We start from the raw sequence: 19453 nt of genomic DNA, 5'->3' as shown, positions 1-19453 counted from the left end.
TCAGGTCATGAGATTTCGACTCATGCATGGGAGATGTCTATGAATAAGCAAAAGGGTTTTACGCTGATCGAGCTGCTGATCGTCGTGGCGATCATCGGCATTCTGGCGACGTTCGCGTTGCCTCAATATTCCAAGTACCAGGCGCGGGCCAAGGCGACGGCTGCACTGGCGGAAATTTCCGCTTTGAAGGTGCCGTTTGAGGACGTCATGAATCAAGGCCAAAATCCAGATGGAACCAACACTGGGGCAACTGCGAGCACCAGCAATTGCGCAATCACCGTCGCGGGCAATGCTGCGGCGGGAACGGGTACCATTCAATGCACTATTGCAAACGCCCCTGCACCCGTGCTGGCCAAGACAATTACCCTTAGCCGTTCAGCCGCAGGCACCTGGACCTGCGCTTCCACCGCCGCCCAAGAGTTCCTGCCTGCCGGCTGTACAGGCGCTGCAGCAGCTGCTGCTGGTTGACCATTTGGGCAAACACCCCATCGAGCCCCGCCTATGCGGGGCTTTTCCGTTTAGCCCGCTCCGTTCGGTTGGCTAAGGCAGGATATTTTTCTGTTAAAGAAATGCTCAGAAATTCATAAAGTTAGCACCTGTATAAAACCCGCAAGTTGCATGTCCAGAATCACCGCTTCATGCATTTTGCATGATCACGAAAATTGCCGCTTCGCTTAACATTTTGATTTATAAGCATTTTATAGATGTTTCAAAACTGGCACAGCGTTCGCACTACTCCTGATAACCCTGCCGGGATCCACCTCCGGCAGTTTCTGAGAAAAACAGGAGTTACTCGTATGAAGAAGTTCGCTATCACTGCCGCCGCTGCTACCGCACTGACCCTGACCATGGCTAGCGCTTTCGCCGAGACCACTCAAGCAACTCAGGCGCCAATGATGCTGGCTGCTGGCGAAGTGACAGAGGCCAAAGAAGACGTTTCCGATACCTGGATCACCACCAAGGTCAAAGCTGACCTGGTCACCGAAAAAGGCATTCCAGGCACTGATATCAAAGTCGAAACCAATAAAGGTGTTGTGTCCCTATCTTCGATGACCAAAGTCACTGATGCACAAAAAGACACCGCCGTGGCGATCGCCAAGAAAATCAAAGGCGTCAAGGCCGTATCGGCTGACGGCCTGAAAGCCGAGTAAGGCTAAGACTTCTCGCCTGGACCGGGAGAAGGCACGGTAAGCGGGCTGAGTCATACGCTTGCCGTTGCTTTGGAGTTCATGCGAAAGGCCACACGGATGTGGCCATTACAGGCCCCCGGCATTCGTGCCGGGGGCCTGTTCTATTCTGGGGAGGGAAAAGTGTGCGGTCCGGCCGGGGAAATCGGGTTGCCCTTATCGCGAGCAAGCTCGCTCCCACAGGGATCGAGTTCTTTCAGAAGACAGCGATCAAGCCTGTTCCCCCAGGGGCGCGAGTTCTGCCAGAAGGAATGCGATCAAATGTGGAGCGAGCTTGCTCGCGATGGCGGCGGTAGATTCACCGCCCCCGCTTGCTGGTGATCTGCACCAGCCGATTCCCCTCGAAACGCAGGTACTGGTACATGCCGCTGTTGGGGCCGTAGGTCCATTCTTCCACCGGGTATTCCTCCCGGCGATTGACACTGCGCTTGTAGCCCAGGTCATCCCGCGCCACGGGCTGCCCACACTTTTGCAGCACTTCGCTGGAGCGGTCGCCGACGCTGATCAACTGGCTGCCGCAGCGCAGCGTGTCAGCAGCCGAGGCCTGGCCGGCGGCGAGCAATAGACCCAGGCTGAGCTCGTACCAGGTTTTCATCTTATTCGGCATCCAGATGCATAGGGGTGATCACTCGGCCATCGCTTTCGGCCTGGCCGAGGCTGGCGTCGATGAAATACACGCGGTCGTCGGCCAATTGGCCTTTGTCCACCAGGAAGTCCTTGATGCTGCTGGCCCGCTCCTGGCCCAGTTGACGCAAGAGCACGTCGCTGCCGCTCCAGAACTTGATCACGCCTTCGCGCAGTTTTTCGATACGGGCCTTTTTATCCAGTTGCGTCCATTCGGCCGGCGGCTGGGTCTTGAGGCGCGTGCGGTAGATGCCTTCAAGCAGGGGCGGCTTTTCATCCTCGGGCACCTCTATCAGCGAAGCCTGGGCCGGAACCTTGTCACCCCGGCGCTGGAGCATCTTGTAGTAGTTGTACTGGTATTCGCGTTCCAGGCGCTGGGCGGCGAGCAATGGCCCGTCGCTGCTCTCGGCGGCGGTGCCTTCGATTTCCAGGCGCAGCTCCGGCCGTTTGGCCAAGGCTTCGGAGAGTTTGAGCAGCGTGCTTTGGTTGTCCTGGCTCAGGTCGCTGGAGCCCGGCGCAAATGCCACGCTGCCCAAGTCTTCGGAGCCGCCACCGGCCACCAGCCCGCCGATGAGTTTGAATGGCGCCTGGGCCGCGCGGACCACCAGGTTGCGCAGGGTCTGCCAGACGATCGGCATGACACTGAACTGCGGATCGTTGAGGTTGCCAGTGACCGGCAGTTCGATGGAAATCTTGCCCTCGGAATCCTTGAGCAAGGCGATGGCCAGCTTCAGCGGCAGGCTCACGGCGTCCGGGCTGTCGACTTTTTCCCCCAACTGCAATTGCTCGACCACCACCTTGTTCTCCGCCTGGAGCTGGCCTTTGGTGATTCGGTAATGCAGGTCGAGATTGAGCCGACCCTTGCGGATGCGATAGCCGGCGAACTTGCCGGAGTAGGGCGTCAGGGTCGTCAGCTCGACCCGTTTGAAACTGGTGGCGATGTCGAGGCTGGCCATCGGATCGAAGGGGTTGACCGCACCTTTGATGGTGACCGGCGCGTAACGGTCGACCTTGCCCTTGACGTCCACGGTGGCCGGTTGGGCCTGGCGACTGTCGATGGTGCCGATCTGGCCATTGAGCTGCTGGATGGCCGTGGCGAAATTGGGCGTCAGGCTGAAGTCGGCGAAGTTGGCCGAACCGTCGTTGATGGCAATGCCGCCGATGTGGATACCCAGCGGTTTTTCCTGGGACGCCGGTTTTGCCGCGGTGCTCTTCGTGCCGCTGTCGGCCGGTTGCGGGATCAGCAGGTCATCGACGTTGGTGGTGCGGTCGTCATTGATCATGAACCGCGCATAAGGCTGGAACAGGTTGACCTTGTCGATGGACAGGCTGTCGCCGTGCTGGTAATTCAGGCCTTCGAGGACCAGTTTCTGCCACTTGAGGAAGTCACGGGTCTTGAGGGTGTCGAGGGTGTGCAACTGATCGACCTGGGCGCGGCCGGTGACGGCAAAGGCCAGCGGCTCGGTGCTTTTGAGGTCGACCGCCAGGTCACTGCCGAGCATCCCGGAGCGCAGCTCCAGGCGAATGAACGGGTTGATGTACGACTGGGCGACGCGCAGGTCGATGTCCTGGGTCTTGACCTTGAGCCTGGCGCTGATCGGGTTCAGGTTGACCTCGCCGTCGGCCAGGATCTTGCCCTGTTTGCCCAGGCCGGTGTCCAGCTTGAGGGTAAAGGGCGAGCCGTTGAGGGTGTCGTAATTCTGCAGGTCGAGGTTCAGCGGGCCGACCTCCAGGGCCACGACGGGCTGCGCCTGGCGGTCGGCCAGGTGCACTCGGTAGTCGCGCAGTTGCACGTCCTTCAACAGCACTTGCCACGGTTTGCCGGGCGGTGCCGGTTCAGCTTTTGGTGAGTCGGCCGCCGCCGGGGCGGAGGCCGGTTCCGCCTTGACCTGCGGTTTGGCCGGTTGGCTGGCGAAGAGCTTCTGCCAGTCCAGCTGCCCGTCCGCCTCGCGAGCGGCCCAGGTTTCCAGCTTCTGACTGCGGATCTTGCCCACCACCACTTGCTGCTTGGCCAGGTCCACCGTGGTTTCGCTGACATCCAGGCGTTCGAGTTTCACCAGTGGACGGCCATCGGGGGTCTTGATGGCGAAGGGCGCGACGCTGACCGCGACATTGTCGAGCAGCAGTTCGGTGCCCTTGGCCAGGTTGAGCTTGTAGTCGGTGCTGAGGTTCAGGACGCCATTTTCCAGCACCAGCGGTACGGCGTCGCGCACATAGGGCCACCAGGCTTTCATCTGGCCGCCAGTGACTTTGAGCGTACCTTGGGAGGCAATCGGTGTGAGGCTGAAATTACCGGTCCAGTCGATCTGTCCGCCTTCGGGACCGGCGGCCACCAGGGTCATGTCGGCATTGTCATCGGGCAGGGTACTGAGGTTCTTCAGCTCGAAATCGAGGGTGTCGTAGAGGAACTCGATGGGCTCACTGGGACGCAGGTCCTGAAAATGCAAAAAACCGCCAGCCAACTTGATTCGATCGACCCGCAGTGGGAACGGCTTGGCCTCGGGATCGGCGGGCGTCGGTTCGCTGGGCGGCAGCTTGAACAGCCCCAGCAGGTTCAACTGACCGTCCTTGGCGAACACCACTTCGGTCTTGGCCTTGTCCAGCTCGATGTCGACCAGGTGCAGGGCGCCGGACCACAGGCTGTCGAGTTGCAAATTGGCGTACAGCCGTTCGAAGCCGACCTGCTCCTTGCCTGGCTCGCCGATATTCAGGCCCCAGAGGGTGACTTCAAGGCTGAAGGGATTGAGTTCGAGGCGCTGGATCTGTGCCGGCACCGTCGCATGGGCAGCCAATTGCTGGTTGGCGATGCGCAAGGCAATGCCTGGCAAAATCAGAAAACCCAACAGACTGTAGAGGGCCAGTGCGGTCAACAGGGCGCCGATAGCGCGAATCAATCCTTTGGGCATGTGCGGCTTCATCTTGGTGTGAATTCGGAATGCCTTGGAGTATGGCATGCGTTTACGGTTCCGAAGCCACTGTGATTTATGAGATTTGTCTGGTTTTCTCGGTGAGAATTCCGACACGGACCTAGAGCTGGAGGATCAATGTCTTGAGCGGCGGCTGCAGGTCCTGAGAGGGGAAATCGCTGCCGGGTGTCAGTACGCTCCACTCGCGCACCGGGCGACCGGCTTTTTCCGCACAACGCAACACCTGATCGCGCCAGTCGTCCATGGGGACTTTTGCCAGGTTGTTGCAACAGATCAGCACGCCATTGTCGGCGGTGGTGAGCAACGCCGGCTTCAGCAGGCTTTGGTAGTCGCGCAACAAGTCGACGGTGCCGAACGCACTTTTGGCCCAGGCCGGTGGGTCGAGCAGCACCAGGTCGTACTGGCGTTGCTCCAGTCGCACGTAGCTGGGCAATTTTTGCCCGCGACGCTGGCTGATGGGCAGGCCGGCCAGTTGGCGAATCGCCGGGAAGTAGTCCGACTGCACGAACTCCATCGGCGGCAAATCGGGGTTGAGCAGGCCGTTTTCGCGGCCCACCGCCAGGTTGCCTTCGGCGAAGTCCAGGTTGCACACCTCCCGCGCGCCACCGGCCGCAGCGCTCAGGCCGACGCCGCAGGTGTAGGCGAACAGGTTCAACACGCTTTTGCCGCGGCTGTGTGCCTTGACCCAGCCCCGGGCGTTGCGCAGGTCGAGAAACAGCAGGGGATCCTGCCCGGCATGGCGACCGCGAACGCGATAATTCAAGCCCCATTCATGCCCGACCAGGTCTTGCAGGGCGGCCTCGTCAGCCTGATAGACCGTGTCCTGGCGGTCGATGCGCGAATTGCCCCGGGCGCGGTCGTTGTAGACCAACAAGGTTTCCAGGCCAAGCCGTTCGTTGACGATGCCGTGCAGTTGCAGCAGGTCGTCGCGCTCCAGCGACTGATGGAAGCTTTGTACCAACAATTGCGGGCCATAGCGGTCGACGGTCAGGCCGGGCGCGCCTTCCTGGCTGCCATGGAACAGGCGATAGCAGTCGGTGCCTTGTTCATGCAATTGGCCGAGCAGGTCTTGGCGCTGGTCGAGGGCGGCGCGCAGCGCCTGATTCAAGGAAGACATGCCGGGCGCGCCTTTGAGAAATGAGGCGCGGGAGTTTAGCAGTTATGAAAGATCGGGTTTGAGGTTGCATCAGGCTGCGAACCCGATGCGGTCCCGTGGCGAGGGAGCTTGCTCCCGCTGGGCTGCGCAGCGGCCCTATGATTTTGGGAGTGCTACGCACTCCAGCGGGAGCAAGCTCCCTCGCCACAGGTTCTTGTCGGGCTTATCGATTCAAGCGCTTGTCGATCAGCCCCTCCACCACACTTGGATCAGCCAGGGTCGAGGTGTCGCCGAGGCTGTCGAGTTCGTTGCAGGCGATCTTGCGCAGGATGCGCCGCATGATCTTGCCCGAACGGGTCTTGGGCAGCGCCGGCGCCCACTGGATCAGTTCCGGCTTGGCGAAGCTGCCGATTTCCTTGCTGACGTGGGCCAGCAATTCCTTCTTCAGCTCGTCATTGGCCTCCACACCGTTCATCGGCGTGACAAAGGCATAGATGCCCTGGCCCTTGAGGTCATGGGGATAACCGACGACGGCGGCTTCGGCGATGTTGTCGTGCAGCACCAGGGCGCTTTCCACCTCGGCGGTGCCAATACGATGCCCAGAGACGTTGATCACATCGTCGATGCGCCCGGTGATCCAGTAATCGCCATCTTCGTCGCGGCGCGCGCCGTCGCCGGTGAAGTAATAGCCGGGATAGGGCTTGAAGTACGTGTCCACCATGCGTTGGTGGTCGCCATAGACACTGCGAATCTGCCCCGGCCAACTGGATTTGATCGCCAGCACGCCGCTGCCGGCGCCGTTGATCTCCTTGCCCACCTCATCCAGCAAGACCGGTTGCACGCCGAACATCGGCCGGGTGGCGCAGCCCGGCTTGAGCCGTGGGGCGCTGACCAACGGGCTGAGCATGATGCCGCCGGTTTCGGTCTGCCACCAGGTATCGACAATCGGGCAGCGCTGTTCGCCGACCGTGTTGAAATACCATTCCCATGCCTCCGGGTTGATCGGCTCGCCGACGCTGCCGAGCAATCGCAGGCTTTTGCGGGAGGTTTCCTGCAACGGTCCGGGCCCTTCGCGCATCAACGCGCGCAGGGCGGTCGGTGCGGTGTAGAAGATGTTGACCTGGTGCTTGTCGATCACCTGCCAGAAGCGCGAACTGCTGGGGTGGCTCGGCACGCCCTCGAAGATCAGCGTGGTGGCGCCGTTGGCCAGCGGGCCGTAGACGATGTAGCTATGGCCGGTGACCCAGCCGACATCGGCGGTGCACCAGAACACTTCGTTGTCGCGGTAGTCCAGCACGTACTTGAACGTCATCGCCGCTTGCAGCAGGTAACCGCCCGTGGTGTGCAGCACACCCTTGGGTTTGCCGGTACTGCCGGAGGTGTAGAGGATGAACAGCGGGTCTTCGGCGTCCATCGATTCGGGCGGGCAGTCGTCGCTGATGTCGTGCATGGCCTGGTGATACCAGAGGTCACGACCTTCAACCCAGCCCACCTCGCCCTGGGTGCGCTCGACCACCAGCACGGTGCTGACGTTCGGGCAGCTTTCCAGGGCCTTGTCGACGTTGCGCTTGAGCGGTATGAAGCGCCCGCCACGCACGCCTTCGTCAGCGGTGATCACGGTGCGGCAATCGGCATCGAGAATCCGGTCGCGCAGGGAGTCCGGCGAGAAGCCGCCGAACACCACCGAATGCACCGCGCCGATGCGGGTGCAGGCGAGCATGGCGTAGGCGGCCTCGGGAATCATCGGCATGTAGATGCAGACCCGGTCGCCTTTCTTCACGCCACGGCTTTTCAGCACGTTGGCCAGGCGGCACACATGATTGTGCAGTTTCCTGTAGGTGATTTGCGCCGATTCGGCGGGGTCGTCGCCTTCCCAGATGATCGCGACCTGGTCGCCACGGGTGTCCAGGTGACGGTCGATGCAATTGGCGCTGACGTTCAGCTTGCCGCCGGCGAACCAGGACGCGTCGCCATTCTTGAGGTCATAGCGCTGGACGGTTTGCCAAGGCGTCATCCAGTCGAGAAAGCGCATGGCCTGCTCGGCCCAGAAGGCGCTGGGGTGTTCGATGGATTCTTTGTAGAGCCGCTTGTACTCGTCTTGACTCAGTTGCGCAGCCCGGCGGACGGCATCGGCGTGGGGGTACTGGCTGATATCGAACATGACGGTTCCTTATTCTTGTTTTTGCGACAAGTCATAAAGATGCGCCGAGTAGCCGGAGGGTTCAAGTCATGCACAAAGCAACTGTGGGAGCGAGCTTGCTCGCGATGGGGGTGGATCAGTAACACAGAGGTTGACTGACACACCGCCATCGCGAGCAAGCTCGCTCCCACAGGGATCAGCGGTGAGCTGTGGGAGCGGGGGACGATCAGCCGCGGTGACGCCCGCGGAAGTAGTTGATCAAGCCCTGGGTCGAGGCATCTTCGGCCGGGTTCTCTTCACTGCCCACCAGGCGGTTGTAGACACCCTTGCCCAGTTCCTTGCCCAGCTCCACGCCCCATTGGTCGAAGGCGTTGATGCCCCAGACCACGCTCTGCACGAACACTTTGTGTTCATACAGCGCCACCAATGCGCCGAGGCGCCGTGGGCTGATGCGTTCGACCACCAGGGTGTTGCTCGGACGGTTGCCCGGAATCACCTTGTGGGAGGCCAGTTTCTGCACCTCTTCTTCGCTGGCGCCCTTGTCCCGCAGCTCGGCTTCGGCCTCGGCGCGGGTCTTGCCCAGCATCAGCGCCTGGCTCTGGGACAGGCAGTTGGCGTACAGCCACTGGTGGTGGTCGGAAACCGGGTTGAAGCTGACGATCGGCACGATGAAGTCGGCCGGGATCAACTGGGTGCCCTGGTGCAGCAACTGATGATAGGCGTGCTGACCGTTGCAGCCGACGCCGCCCCAGATCACCGGGCCCGTGTCGGTCGACACCGGCGTACCGTCCTGGCGCACGCTCTTGCCGTTGGATTCCATGTCCAACTGCTGCAAATGCTTGGTGATGTTGCGCAGGTAGTGGTCGTACGGCAGGATCGCATGGCTCTGCGCGCCCCAGAAATTGCCGTACCACACGCCCAGCAGCGCCAGCAGCACCGGCATGTTCTGCTCGAACGGGGCGCTCTGGAAATGCTGGTCCATGGAATAGGCGCCGGAGAGCAATTCCTTGAAGTTCGACATGCCGATGGCCAGGGCTATCGGCAGGCCGATGGCCGACCACAGCGAGTAACGCCCGCCGACCCAGTCCCACATCGGGAAGATGTTTTCTTCACGGATGCCGAACGCTACGGCGGCGGCATTGTTGCTCGACACGGCGATGAAGTGGCGATACAGCTCCGCTTCGGAACCACCCTGGGCCAGGTACCAGGCGCGGGCGGCCTGGGCGTTCTTCAGGGTTTCGAGGGTATTGAAGGATTTCGACGAGACGATGAACAGTGTGGTCTCGGCGCGCAGCTTCATGGTCAGTTCATGGAACTCGCTGCCGTCGATGTTCGCCAGGTAGTGGCAGCGAACGCCTTTTTGCGCGTAGGACAACAGCGCTTCGGACACCAGTTCCGGGCCGAGGAAAGAACCACCGATGCCGATGTTCACCACGTCGGTGATCGGCTTCTCGGTGTAGCCGCGCCACAGGCCGTCGTGAATGCGGCCGACCAGGTCAGTGATCTGGTTCAACACCTTATGCACGTCCGGCATCACGTTGACGCCGTTGACCAGCAATTTGTCGCCCACCGGCCGACGCAGGGCGGTGTGCAGGGCAGGGCGGTTTTCCGAGGCGTTGACGATTTCGCCTTCGAACAGCGACTTGATCGCGCCCTTGAGGTCGACTTCGTTGGCCAGGCCCACCAGCAGGTCGCGGGTCTGGGCGTTGATCAGGTTTTTCGAGTAGTCGAGAAACAGGCCGCAGCTCGACAGGGTGAATTGAGTGAAACGCTGCGGATCGGCATTGAACGCTTCGCGCATGCTGAAATCCTGCATGGCTTTGCGGTGGTCATTCAGCGCTTGCCAAGCTGGCAGAGCGGTCACGTCATGAGGGGTTCGGTAATACGCCATCGCTGCGGGTTTCCTTTTTACTTGAACGACCTTTTGTACACTAAAAATTCCGACGCGGCTCGAGGTGGGCGTGCGGACACTGCGTCGACACGATCGCCGGACGCAGGGCGACTACAGTAAACCTCGCGTTGCGATCTGTCTTGACTTTGTAAGACCGATTCCCGGTACTTTTTTATACAACGGGGGTGGGAAGGGGCCGACAGACGGAGGTGTTGGGGATATTACTGATCAACTGTGGGAGCGAGCTTGCTCGCGATCGCGGTGTGTCAGTCAGCATTACATCAACTGACCCACTGCTATCGCGAGCAAGCTCGCTCCCACAGGTTTTTGTGATGTTCAGGCGGGGCTGTCGAGATCCAGATGCAGGTTGTCGATCAGGCGCGTGGTGCCGAGGAAGGCGGCCACCAGGATCACCAGGTCGCGGTCCTCGTTCAACGCCGGGCGCAGGGTCTTGGCGTGACGGATTTCCAGGTAATCGGGACGCAGGCCGGCGGCTTCCAGTTGCTTGAGCTGTTCGCCGATCAGTGCCGGGAAATCTCGTTGGCCCTGCTTGATTGACTCGGCGATCTGGCTCAGGACGCGATAGACCACGGGCGCGACGGCGCGTTGATCCGGGCTGAGGAAGCCATTGCGCGACGACAGCGCCAGGCCATCCTCGGCGCGAACGGTCGGCTCGCCGATGATCTGGATCGGCATGTTCAGGTCATGGACCAGGGCGCGGATCACCGCCAGTTGCTGGAAGTCTTTCTGGCCAAACACCGCCAGGTCAGGCTGGACCATGTTGAACAGCTTGCTGACCACTGTCGCCACGCCCTCGAAATGCCCGGGACGGCTGGCACCGCACAAGCCCTCGGACAATTGCGGGACGCTGACCCGGGTCTGCCCGGCCATGCCGTCGGGGTACATTTCTTCGACGCTGGGGGCGAACAGCAGATGGCAGCCGGCCTGGAGCAGTTTTTCCTGGTCGGCCGCCAGGGTGCGGGGGTATTTGTCCAGGTCTTCGCCAGCACCGAATTGCAGCGGATTGACGAAAATGCTCGCCACCACGAAGTCGGCCCGTTGCGCGGCCTTGGTCACCAGCGCCACATGACCGCTGTGCAGGTTGCCCATGGTCGGTACGAAGGCGATGCGCTTGCCTTCGCCGCGGGCACGGGCCACGGCGGCTCGCAGTTCGCGTACGGTTTTGACGGTGTTCATGCGGAAAATCCGTGTTCGGCGCCCGGGAAAGTCGCGGCCTTGACTTCAGCGACGTAGGTACTCAAGGCGCCCTGGATGGAGGTTTGCCCGGCCATGAAGTTCTTCACGAACTTGGGCACGCGACCGGTGATCGACAGCCCGAGCATGTCGTGCAGCACCAGCACCTGGCCATCGGTGGCGTTGCCGGCACCGATTCCGATCACCGGGATCTTCACCGCCTGGGTGATTTCTTCCGCCAGTTCGCTGGGCACGCATTCGAGCAGCAACATCGCCGCGCCCGCCTGCTCCAGCGCAATCGCATCGGCGCGCATCTGCCGCGCCTGGTTTTCATTGCGGCCCTGGACCTTGTAGCCGCCGAGGATATTCACCGCCTGGGGGGTCAGGCCCAGGTGCGCGCACACTGGGATACCCCGCTCGGCCAGCAGCCGAATCGAATCGGCCAGCCACAACGCGCCTTCGACCTTGACCATGTGGGCACCGGCCTGCATGAGCATGGCGCTGTTGGTCATGGTTTGTTCGAGGGTGGCGTAGGCCATGAACGGCAGGTCGGCGAGTATCAGCGCATCGGTGTTACCACGTTTGACAGCGGCCACATGGTAGGCCATCTCGGCGGTGGTCACCGGCAGTGTGCTGTCGTGACCTTGCAGCACCATGCCGAGGGAATCGCCCACCAGCAGCACTTCGACACCGGCCTCATTGCAGGCATGGGCGAAGGTTGCGTCATAGCAGGTCAGCATGGTGATTTTTTCACCTTTTTGCTTGAGACCTTGCAGCGTGGTCAGGGTAATAGCTGGCATGAAAAAGTCCTCATTAGGCGCTCGTGAACTACTGCGAGTAACGCGCATGATTCGTCATTTATACAGGCGCACCTTCTATGCGTGGTGCTTGTAAGGCCTGGATTGCGCCCTTTAAACGCCGCGTTGGCGGCTACGGGACGCCTATAGTCGTGAGGAGCACTCGGGAAGTCAATTGGATGTGTTACCGCCGGGTGTTACCGGGGTTACTGATGCGTTTCAGCGTAGGGGCGTGTTTCTGATCTGACTGCCGGGTCCCGAATCCTGTGGGAGCGAGCTTGCTCGCGATAGCGGTGGATCAGTCCATCCAAGTGTCGACTGACACATCGCTATCGCGAGCAAGCTCGCTCCCACAAGGTGGATTTGCGTCAGTTCGGAAGGCGTTCCAGGCCGACGAATGGGCACGCCGCAAGCAGGTCCTTGAGCAGGCGCCCATCGGCCAGGCGCAGGTCGACCGGGGCCAGTTCGGCCAGTGGGTACAGGACAAAGGCCCGGGCCTGCATGTGGTAGTGGGGGACCTTGAGCCGTGGCTCGTCGATCAGGCGATCGCCAAACAGCAGAATATCCAGGTCCAGAGTGCGTGGGCCCCAGCGTTCGAGACGTTCGCGACCCTGTCCGGTTTCGATGGCTTGCAGCGCATCGAGCAGGTCAAGCGGTGCCAGGTGGCTGTCCAGCGCCGCCACCGCGTTGGTGTAGCGCGGCTGGCCGGGTAGCAGGGAATCGCTTTGATAAAACGCCGAGACCCCCACCAGTTGGGTATCGGGCAATTGCGCCAGCGCCTGGACGGCACTGCGCAATTGTTCGGCGGGTTCGGCCAGGTTGCTGCCCATGCCGATGTAGATGCGTTCCATCGATTACTCGCCCGATGCGCTCGGTACGCCGGCACGCTTGCGCTTGGCACCGCTGCTGCGGCGGCGCTTGCGTGGACCGCTGGCGCCGTCATCCTTGCCGCTGAGCTCACGGATCATGTCGCGGCGCTCGCTGTCGTTGGCGTCCTGGTAATCGGTCCACCATTCGCCCAGGCCATCGGTCTGCTCGCCTGCGCTTTCACGCAGTAGCAGGAAGTCGTAGCCGGCGCGGAAACGCGGGTTGTCCAGCAGCAGGTCGGCCCGTTTGCCGCTGCGCCGTGGCAGGCGCTCCTGCATGTCCCAGATCTCGCGGATCGGCATCGTGAAGCGTTTTGGAATAGCGATGCGCTGGCACTGTTCGGCTATCAACTCGTGGGCGGCTTCCTGCATCGCCGGGATCGGCGGCATGCCACGGTCTTGCAGGCGCAGCACCCGAGCCGGCAGGGCGGGCCAGAGCAAGGCGGCGAACAGGAACGCCGGCGTCACCGGCTTGTTCTGCTTGATGCGCAGGTCGGTGTTGATCAGTGCTTCGCTGATCAAGGTGTGGGTGTAGGTCGGGTTGTGCTCCAAGGCCTCGGCACTGGCGGGGAACAGCGGATCGAACAGCTGCAGGTCCACCAGCATCTCGAAGGTGTCGGCCGCGTTGCCTGACAGGAACAGCTTGAGCACTTCTTCGAACAGTCGGGCCGAAGGAATTTCTCGCAGCATCGGTGCCAGTTCGCGAATCGGCAGGGCGCTGTGTTTTTCGATGCCGAAATCCAGCTTGGCGGCGAAACGCACGGCCCGCAGCATCCGCACCGGGTCTTCCTGGTAGCGCTGCTTGGGATCGCCGATCAGGCGGATCAGGCGATTGCGAATATCGTGCACGCCGTTGGCGTAATCGAGGATGCGTTCGCTGACCGGATCGTAATACAGGGCGTTGATGGTGAAGTCGCGGCGTTGCGCGTCTTCTTCCAGTGTGCCGTAGACGTTATCGCGCAGGATGCGCCCGCTCTCATTGCGGGAAGACTGGTTGCTGTCTTCCTCTTCATCGTTTTGCGGGTGATTGGCGCGGAAGGTCGCCACTTCGATGATTTCGCGGCCGAAGTGGATATGGACCAGCTTGAAGCGCCGGCCAATGATCCGTGCATTGCGAAACTCGGCCCGTATCTGTTCCGGCGTGGCGCTGGTGGCGACGTCGAAATCCTTGGGCGTGATGTTGAGCAGCATGTCGCGCACGCAGCCACCGACCAGGTAAGCCTGGTAGCCGGCGTTCTGCAAACGTTCGACGATGTTCACCGCATAACGGCTGAACTGGGCCTTTTGCAGCGAATGCTGGCCGCTGTTGAGCACTTCAGGCGTGCTGCGAATGTGTTGCGTACGACGCAAGGGAGAACGGAATGACTGGAACAGCTTCTTCAGCATGGGATGCACTGTTTGAAGGAATATTCGGCCAAAAACAAAGAATGACCGCATGATGGGCGGGGATTCTAGCATTTAGTCGAGGGATGGTGTAGGACGGAGCAGCTTTGAGCTGCAAGCTTCAAGCGACAAGCTTTGTAGGCTTCAGGGAAGGGGAATGACAGAAACCACAAGGGGAGCCGAAGCTCCCCCAGAATTAGTTGCGTGCTCTGTTTTTATTATTGGTTTCGGGCTTCTTGTTTTTGTTGAGTGCCCGCGCCACGAGGTTTTCCTTCGTGACCCTCCCAATCGGGAGCCAAGAGCAAACGGATTGCTTTGGTCGCTGTGTTGCAGTGATCAACCGATCCAACCAGTTCAGGCACCTGTCTTGAGACAGTTTTTATTGTTCTCGGCCTGGTTGTGGGGCAAGCCCCAAATACAACGCCTCTCCAAAAGAATCAGTTAGCTGCGCCTCTCGCCGTCTTGTTTTTATTGTGCGTGAGTCGATTCGTCTTATTTTTATTGTCTTTTGCATTGCTTGTTATTGTTCTTGTACCAAAGCTATAGCAGGGTGCGTGCCAACTTTTGTGAAACCCAGAGAAACCGGGGGTTCTATGGTTATAGCCATTTTTCCGAGGCGAAAAAAAGCCGGGGTTTCGTTACCGTAAACCCCGGCTTCTGTTACGTGAAAAAGACTGGGGTAACAGTTTTTTCACATCCATCAGTGTTTGAACCTTCCCACACAGTCAGCTTTCGCTGGTTGCCCCGGTCTTGCGCCGTGGAATCCCCAGGCGCTGGCGCCGTTCCCACAGGCACTTGCGGCTGACGCCCAGCTTGCGGGCCAGTTCGGTCTCGGTCATGTGGTCCTGGTGCTCCAGGACGAAATGCTGGAAGTAGTCCTCCAGGGACAGGTCTTCGGTGGGCTCGTGGCTGGTGTTGTTGGCAGCGCCGCCCTGTTGCGGGGCCAGGCCGATGAATTCTTCATCGTCCAGGTCGCTCAGTTCAATGTCGATGCCCAGCAGGTCGGCAGAGATTTCCGGGCTCTCGCACAGGATCACCGCCCGCTCGACCGCGTTTTCCAGCTCCCGAACGTTACCCGGCCAGGCGTAATGACGAATGGCCTGTTCGGCGTCCGGGGCGAACTTGAGGTCGGTGCGGTTGACCCGCGCGCTCTGACGGGCCAAAAACGCCTGGGCGATTTCATTGACGTCCGCGCCACGCTCGCGCAGGGCAGGGAGTTTCAAGGCGATCACGTGCAAGCGGTAATACAAGTCTTCGCGGAACTGGCCGATTTTCGCCAGGCTCTTGAGGTCACGGTGGGTGGCCGCGATCAGGCGGACATCGACCTTCTGCGACTGCACCGAGCCGACCCGGCGGATTTCACCTTCCTGAAGCACCCGCAGCAAGCGCGCCTGGGCTTCCAGTGGCAGTTCGCCGATTTCATCGAGGAACAACGTACCGCCGTCCGCCGCTTCCACCAGCCCGGCACGCCCGGCGCTGGCGCCGGTGAACGCGCCTTTCTCGTGACCGAACAGTTCGGACTCGATCAGGCTCTCCGGAATCGCCGCGCAGTTCACCGAGATCATCGGTGCCTTGGCCCGGCGCGACAGGTTGTGCAGGGCGCGGGCCACCAGCTCCTTGCCGGTGCCGGATTCGCCCTGGACCAGCACGTTGGAGTCGGTTGGGGCTACCTTGCGGATCTTGCTGTACAGGTCCTGCATGGGCGGGCAGGAGCCGATGATGCCAATTTCGCCATTACTGTTGCTGATGCCGGCTTTCGCCGCGACGCTGGCCTTGCCGACGGGTTCCGCCGGGTTGCTGGTCGCCGCCTGTCGGTCGCGCAGGATGCGGGCCACGGCCTGGAGCATCTCGTCGTGGTCGAACGGTTTGGCGATGTAGTCCACCGCGCCCATTTTCATGGAGTCGACCGCCGAGCGCAGGCTGGCGTAGCTGGTCATGATCAGCACCGGCGTACCCTGGCCGAGCTTGATCAGCTCGGTACCCGGGGCGCCAGGCAGGCGCAGGTCGCTGACAATCAGGTCAAACGTGGGGATGCTGAAACGTTCTTGTGCTTCCTGCACTGAACCGGCTTCGCTGACCTGGTACTGGTTGCGTTCCAGCAGGCGGCGCAAGGCGGAGCGGATAATTGTTTCGTCTTCGACGATCAAAATGTGCGGCATTGATTCGATTCTCTCGACGGTCTCAGTTCACAGCGGACGTCGCTTCGACATGACGCGGCAAGGTCACCCGGATACGGGTGCCGCGTTGGCTCTGAACATCGGCCGGGCTGTCGATGGTGATTTGTCCATAATGCTCTTCAACGATGGAATAGACCAGTGCGAGGCCCAGACCGGTGCCTTCGCCAGGATCCTTGGTGGTGAAGAAGGGTTCGAACAATCGGTCCATGATGTTCTGTGGGATACCGCTGCCTTCGTCTTCGACGATCAGGTCGATCGTGTGTTCGAAAGCTTCGCTCTTGACCCGCACTGCGCTGCCGGCCGGTGAGGCGTCCCGCGCGTTGGACAGCAGGTTGATCAACACTTGGGCGAGCCGCTGGGGGTCGCCATCGACCCAATGGTCCGGGTCGCACAGGTTGAAGAATTGCACCTCGAAATTGCGCCGGTTGAGGGCCAGCAGACCAATGGCATCCTGGGCCACTTCGGCCAGGCAGACGGGCTCGTCATTGTGCTGGTGCCCGCCGGCATGGGCGAAGCTCATCAGCGACTGGACGATGCGCGACACGCGCTTGGTCTGTTCGAGGATCTGGCCGCTGATTTCCGTCAGCTCGCCGTCGTCCTCGCGTTCTTCGCGCAGGTTCTGCGCCAGACAGGCGATGCCGGTGATCGGGTTGCCGATTTCGTGGGCCACCCCGGCGGCCAGCCGGCCAATGCTTGCCAGTCGTTCGGAGTGGACCAGCTTGTCTTCGAGCATCTGGGTATCGGTCAGGTCTTCCACCAGCAGCACCAGGCCGCTGTTGCCCGGTGCCAACGGCTCGTCGATCGCCGCTTTATGCAGGTTCAGCCAACGGGTCTGGCCGTCGAGGGCCAGGTGTTGTTTGTGCAGGTGCTCGTCCGGCAGGTCGATGAAGCCTTGCAGCAAGCCTTTCCACGGCTCGCCCAGGGTGCTCAGGCGTGAGCCGACCACGCGCTGGGCGGCGATCCCGGTCAGTTCTTCCATGGCCTTGTTCCACATCAGGATTTCCTGGTCCTTGGCCAGGGAACACACGCCCATCGGCAGTTCCTGCAGGGTCTGGCGGTGATAACGGCGCAAGGCGTCCAGTTCGGCGGCCAGGCCCGTGAGGCGCGAGTGATAATCCTCAAGGCGGCTTTCGATGAAGTGGATGTCTTCGGTGACATAGTTCTCGCCGCCGGCCTTGTAGGGCAGGAACGTCTCGACCATGTCCTGGGCCACGCTGGGGCCCATCAGGCCGGACAGGTTGGCCTCGATCCGGTCCCGCAGGCGCCGCAAGGCATACGGGCGGCGTTCATCGAAGGGCAGGTAAAGGTCGCGCAGGGCCTGTTCGACTTCCTTTTGCGCAGCCTTGGCGCCGAGGGGCTTGGCCAGTTGTGTGGCGAACTCCTGGGGCGAGGCGGCGTGCAGCTCGCGGCGCTGCGGACGACGGACGTTGTCCACCGCACAGGCTTCGGCGGCACTGGCCTCTTCGCTGCTGGCGTTGGTGAACAGCGAGATCAGGGTGAACATCAGCACGTTCGCCGCCAGGGACGCGATGGCCGCCATGTGCCAACTGGTGTCGTCGAGCACGTAGATCATGTTCAGCAGCGGAATATAGAAACCCTGCAAGTTACCCATCAGCGGCAGCAGCATCGCCACCAGCCACACCAGGATTCCCGCCAGCAGGCCGGCGATGAAGCCGCGGCGGTTGGCGGTCGGCCAATACAGCACCGACAGCACGCCGGGCAGGAACTGCAAGGTGGCGACGAAGGCGACGATGCCCAGGTTGGCCAGGTCCTGCCCGTCGCCCAGCATCAGGTAGAAACCGTAGCCGGCCATGATGATCGCGACGATCAGCGCCCTTCGGGTCCATTTCAGCCAGCGATAGATGTTGCCTTCGGCCGGTGGCTGGTAGAGCGGCAGCACCAGGTGGTTGAGGGCCATGCCCGACAAGGCCAGCGTGGTGACGATAATCAAGCCGCTGGCCGCCGAGAGGCCGCCAACGTAGGCCAGCAACGCCAGGGCCTTGCTGTTGGCGGCGATGCCGATGCCCAGGGTGAAATATTCCGGGTTGGTGCTGGCCCCCAGCTTCAAGCCAGCCCAGAGGATCAGCGGCACCGCCAGGCTCATCAGCAGCAGGAACAGCGGCAGGCCCCAACTGGCGCTCACCAGCGAGCGCGGGTTGAGGTTCTCGGTAAAAGTCATGTGATACATGTGCGGCATCACGATGGCCGAGGCGAAGAACACCAGCAACAGCGTGCGCCACGGGCCTTCCTGCAAAGGCGTGTGCAGGGCGGCGAGGGCGGTCTGGTTCTGCAGCAGCCACACTTCCAGCTGTTGCGGGCCGTCGAACACGCCGTACAAGGCATAGAGACCGACGCCGCCAATGGCGATCAGCTTGATCACTGACTCGAAGGCGATCGCGAACACCAGGCCTTCGTGTTTCTCCCGCGTGGCGATGTGCCGGGAACCGAAGAAAATCGTGAACAGAATGATCAGTACACAGAAACTCAACGCCACCCGGTGCTGCACCGGTTCGCGGGTCAGGATGCTGATGGAGTCGGCCACGGCCTGCATTTGCAGGGCCAGCAACGGTAACACCCCGACCAGCATGAAGATCGTGGTCAGGGCGCCGGCCCAGGTGCTGCGAAAGCGAAAGGCGAACAGGTCGGCCAGGGAGGACAGTTGATAGGTGCGGGTGATTTTAAGGATCGGGTAGAGCAACACCGGCGCCAGCAGGAACGCGCCCGATACACCGAGGTAACTGGAGAGGAAACCATAACCATACTGATAGGCCAGTCCGACCGTGCCATAGAACGCCCACGCGCTGGCGTAGACACCCAGCGACAGGGTGTAGGTCAGCGGGTGACGGATGATCGCCCGGGGGATCATGCCCCGTTCGCTGATCCAGGCCACGCCGAACAGCACCGCCAGGTAGGCGGCGCTGATCAGGATCATCTGGGTCAGGCTAAAGCTCATCGGCATCTTTTTGGCTCTGCAGGATGAAGGTCACGACAATCAGGATCAGCCAGAGCAGATACGGCCGATACCAGGCACCCGTGGCATCGATCCACCAATCCATGATGGCCGGGGAGAACAGATAAATCCCCACTACCAGGAGCAGGACCAAGCGATAGATATACATCCCGGCCTCTCTAATTTATGCGCGTGCCCGAAAACGTGCGGCGATGGTAACG

General features: G+C 61.3%; 14 protein-coding genes. 2 read left to right on the top strand and 12 right to left on the bottom strand.

Annotated features, from left to right (window positions below; translation table 11 throughout):
* Window positions 1–39: 39 nt before the first annotated feature.
* Window positions 40–468, top strand: coding sequence for a pilin (locus AC515T_RS24640; RefSeq protein ID WP_496530363.1), 429 nt, complete (start codon window positions 40–42; stop codon window positions 466–468).
* Between the two features lie 329 nt (window positions 469–797).
* Window positions 798–1151: a BON domain-containing protein gene (locus AC515T_RS24635; RefSeq protein WP_003205664.1), complete on the top strand. Its 354-nt coding sequence runs from the start codon at window positions 798–800 to the stop codon at window positions 1149–1151.
* 334 nt (window positions 1152–1485) lie between these two features.
* On the opposite strand, the gene AC515T_RS24630 is transcribed toward AC515T_RS24635, so the two are convergent.
* From AC515T_RS24630 to AC515T_RS24575, 12 genes are all read right to left on the bottom strand, one after another.
* Window positions 1486–1782 (bottom strand): DUF2845 domain-containing protein, encoded by a 297-nt coding sequence (locus tag AC515T_RS24630; protein ID WP_496530362.1) that lies wholly within the window; start codon window positions 1780–1782, stop codon window positions 1486–1488.
* Between the two features lies 1 nt (window position 1783).
* Window positions 1784–4717, bottom strand: coding sequence for a DUF748 domain-containing protein (locus AC515T_RS24625; RefSeq protein ID WP_496530361.1), 2934 nt, complete (start codon window positions 4715–4717; stop codon window positions 1784–1786).
* Window positions 4718–4838: 121 nt separating this feature from the next.
* Window positions 4839–5855 carry a class I SAM-dependent rRNA methyltransferase gene (locus tag AC515T_RS24620; protein WP_496530360.1) on the bottom strand — a complete coding sequence of 339 codons (1017 nt, stop codon included), beginning with the start codon at window positions 5853–5855 and terminating at the stop codon, window positions 4839–4841.
* Between the two features lie 202 nt (window positions 5856–6057).
* Window positions 6058–7995 (bottom strand): acetate--CoA ligase, encoded by a 1938-nt coding sequence (acs, locus tag AC515T_RS24615; RefSeq protein ID WP_496530359.1) that lies wholly within the window; start codon window positions 7993–7995, stop codon window positions 6058–6060.
* Between the two features lie 205 nt (window positions 7996–8200).
* On the bottom strand, window positions 8201–9865 hold the full coding sequence (gene pgi, locus AC515T_RS24610) for a glucose-6-phosphate isomerase (protein ID WP_060740585.1): 1665 nt from the start codon (window positions 9863–9865) through the stop codon (window positions 8201–8203).
* A 336-nt stretch (window positions 9866–10201) separates the two neighbouring features.
* Complete coding sequence (gene panC / locus AC515T_RS24605) at window positions 10202–11062, bottom strand: pantoate--beta-alanine ligase (protein ID WP_496530358.1); 861 nt, start codon at window positions 11060–11062, stop codon at window positions 10202–10204.
* A complete protein-coding gene (panB, locus tag AC515T_RS24600) occupies window positions 11059–11859 on the bottom strand; it encodes a 3-methyl-2-oxobutanoate hydroxymethyltransferase (protein WP_072411753.1) in 801 nt (266 codons plus the stop codon). Before panB ends, panC begins: the two co-directional genes overlap by 4 nt.
* A 365-nt stretch (window positions 11860–12224) precedes the next feature.
* Window positions 12225–12707, bottom strand: coding sequence for a 2-amino-4-hydroxy-6-hydroxymethyldihydropteridine diphosphokinase (gene folK / locus AC515T_RS24595; RefSeq protein WP_496530357.1), 483 nt, complete (start codon window positions 12705–12707; stop codon window positions 12225–12227).
* 3 nt (window positions 12708–12710) lie between these two features.
* Window positions 12711–14108, bottom strand: a complete 1398-nt coding sequence (locus AC515T_RS24590) for a polynucleotide adenylyltransferase PcnB (protein WP_305468523.1) — start codon at window positions 14106–14108, stop codon at window positions 12711–12713.
* Between the two features lie 722 nt (window positions 14109–14830).
* Window positions 14831–16264, bottom strand: a complete 1434-nt coding sequence (locus tag AC515T_RS24585; RefSeq protein ID WP_496530356.1) for a sigma-54-dependent transcriptional regulator — start codon at window positions 16262–16264, stop codon at window positions 14831–14833.
* Between the two features lie 22 nt (window positions 16265–16286).
* Window positions 16287–19241, bottom strand: coding sequence for a sensor histidine kinase (locus AC515T_RS24580; RefSeq protein ID WP_170866875.1), 2955 nt, complete (start codon window positions 19239–19241; stop codon window positions 16287–16289).
* The gene (locus AC515T_RS24575) at window positions 19225–19401 is read right to left on the bottom strand and encodes a hypothetical protein (RefSeq protein ID WP_003176118.1); all 177 of its coding nucleotides are present in this window, start codon (window positions 19399–19401) and stop codon (window positions 19225–19227) included. The genes AC515T_RS24580 and AC515T_RS24575 overlap by 17 nt, the downstream gene beginning before the upstream one ends.
* Window positions 19402–19453 lie beyond the last annotated feature (52 nt).

It is taken from the genome of Pseudomonas sp. FSO-7, assembly GCF_059579345.1.
This window is presented reverse-complemented; position numbering and strand designations above follow the sequence as displayed.

Excerpts from the sequence above, each read along its gene's own strand:
- AC515T_RS24640 (WP_496530363.1), top strand. The coding sequence starts at position 40 with ATGAATAAGCAAAAGGGTTTTACGCTGATCGAGCTGCTGATCGTCGTG.
- AC515T_RS24635 (WP_003205664.1), top strand. The coding sequence starts at position 798 with ATGAAGAAGTTCGCTATCACTGCCGCCGCTGCTACCGCACTGACCCTG.
- AC515T_RS24630 (WP_496530362.1), bottom strand. The coding sequence starts at position 1,782 with ATGAAAACCTGGTACGAGCTCAGCCTGGGTCTATTGCTCGCCGCCGGC.
- AC515T_RS24625 (WP_496530361.1), bottom strand. The coding sequence starts at position 4,717 with ATGCCCAAAGGATTGATTCGCGCTATCGGCGCCCTGTTGACCGCACTG.
- AC515T_RS24620 (WP_496530360.1), bottom strand. The coding sequence starts at position 5,855 with ATGTCTTCCTTGAATCAGGCGCTGCGCGCCGCCCTCGACCAGCGCCAA.
- acs (WP_496530359.1), bottom strand. The coding sequence starts at position 7,995 with ATGTTCGATATCAGCCAGTACCCCCACGCCGATGCCGTCCGCCGGGCT.
- pgi (WP_060740585.1), bottom strand. The coding sequence starts at position 9,865 with ATGGCGTATTACCGAACCCCTCATGACGTGACCGCTCTGCCAGCTTGG.
- panC (WP_496530358.1), bottom strand. The coding sequence starts at position 11,062 with ATGAACACCGTCAAAACCGTACGCGAACTGCGAGCCGCCGTGGCCCGT.
- panB (WP_072411753.1), bottom strand. The coding sequence starts at position 11,859 with ATGCCAGCTATTACCCTGACCACGCTGCAAGGTCTCAAGCAAAAAGGT.
- folK (WP_496530357.1), bottom strand. The coding sequence starts at position 12,707 with ATGGAACGCATCTACATCGGCATGGGCAGCAACCTGGCCGAACCCGCC.
- AC515T_RS24590 (WP_305468523.1), bottom strand. The coding sequence starts at position 14,108 with ATGCTGAAGAAGCTGTTCCAGTCATTCCGTTCTCCCTTGCGTCGTACG.
- AC515T_RS24585 (WP_496530356.1), bottom strand. The coding sequence starts at position 16,264 with ATGCCGCACATTTTGATCGTCGAAGACGAAACAATTATCCGCTCCGCC.
- AC515T_RS24580 (WP_170866875.1), bottom strand. The coding sequence starts at position 19,241 with ATGCCGATGAGCTTTAGCCTGACCCAGATGATCCTGATCAGCGCCGCC.
- AC515T_RS24575 (WP_003176118.1), bottom strand. The coding sequence starts at position 19,401 with ATGTATATCTATCGCTTGGTCCTGCTCCTGGTAGTGGGGATTTATCTG.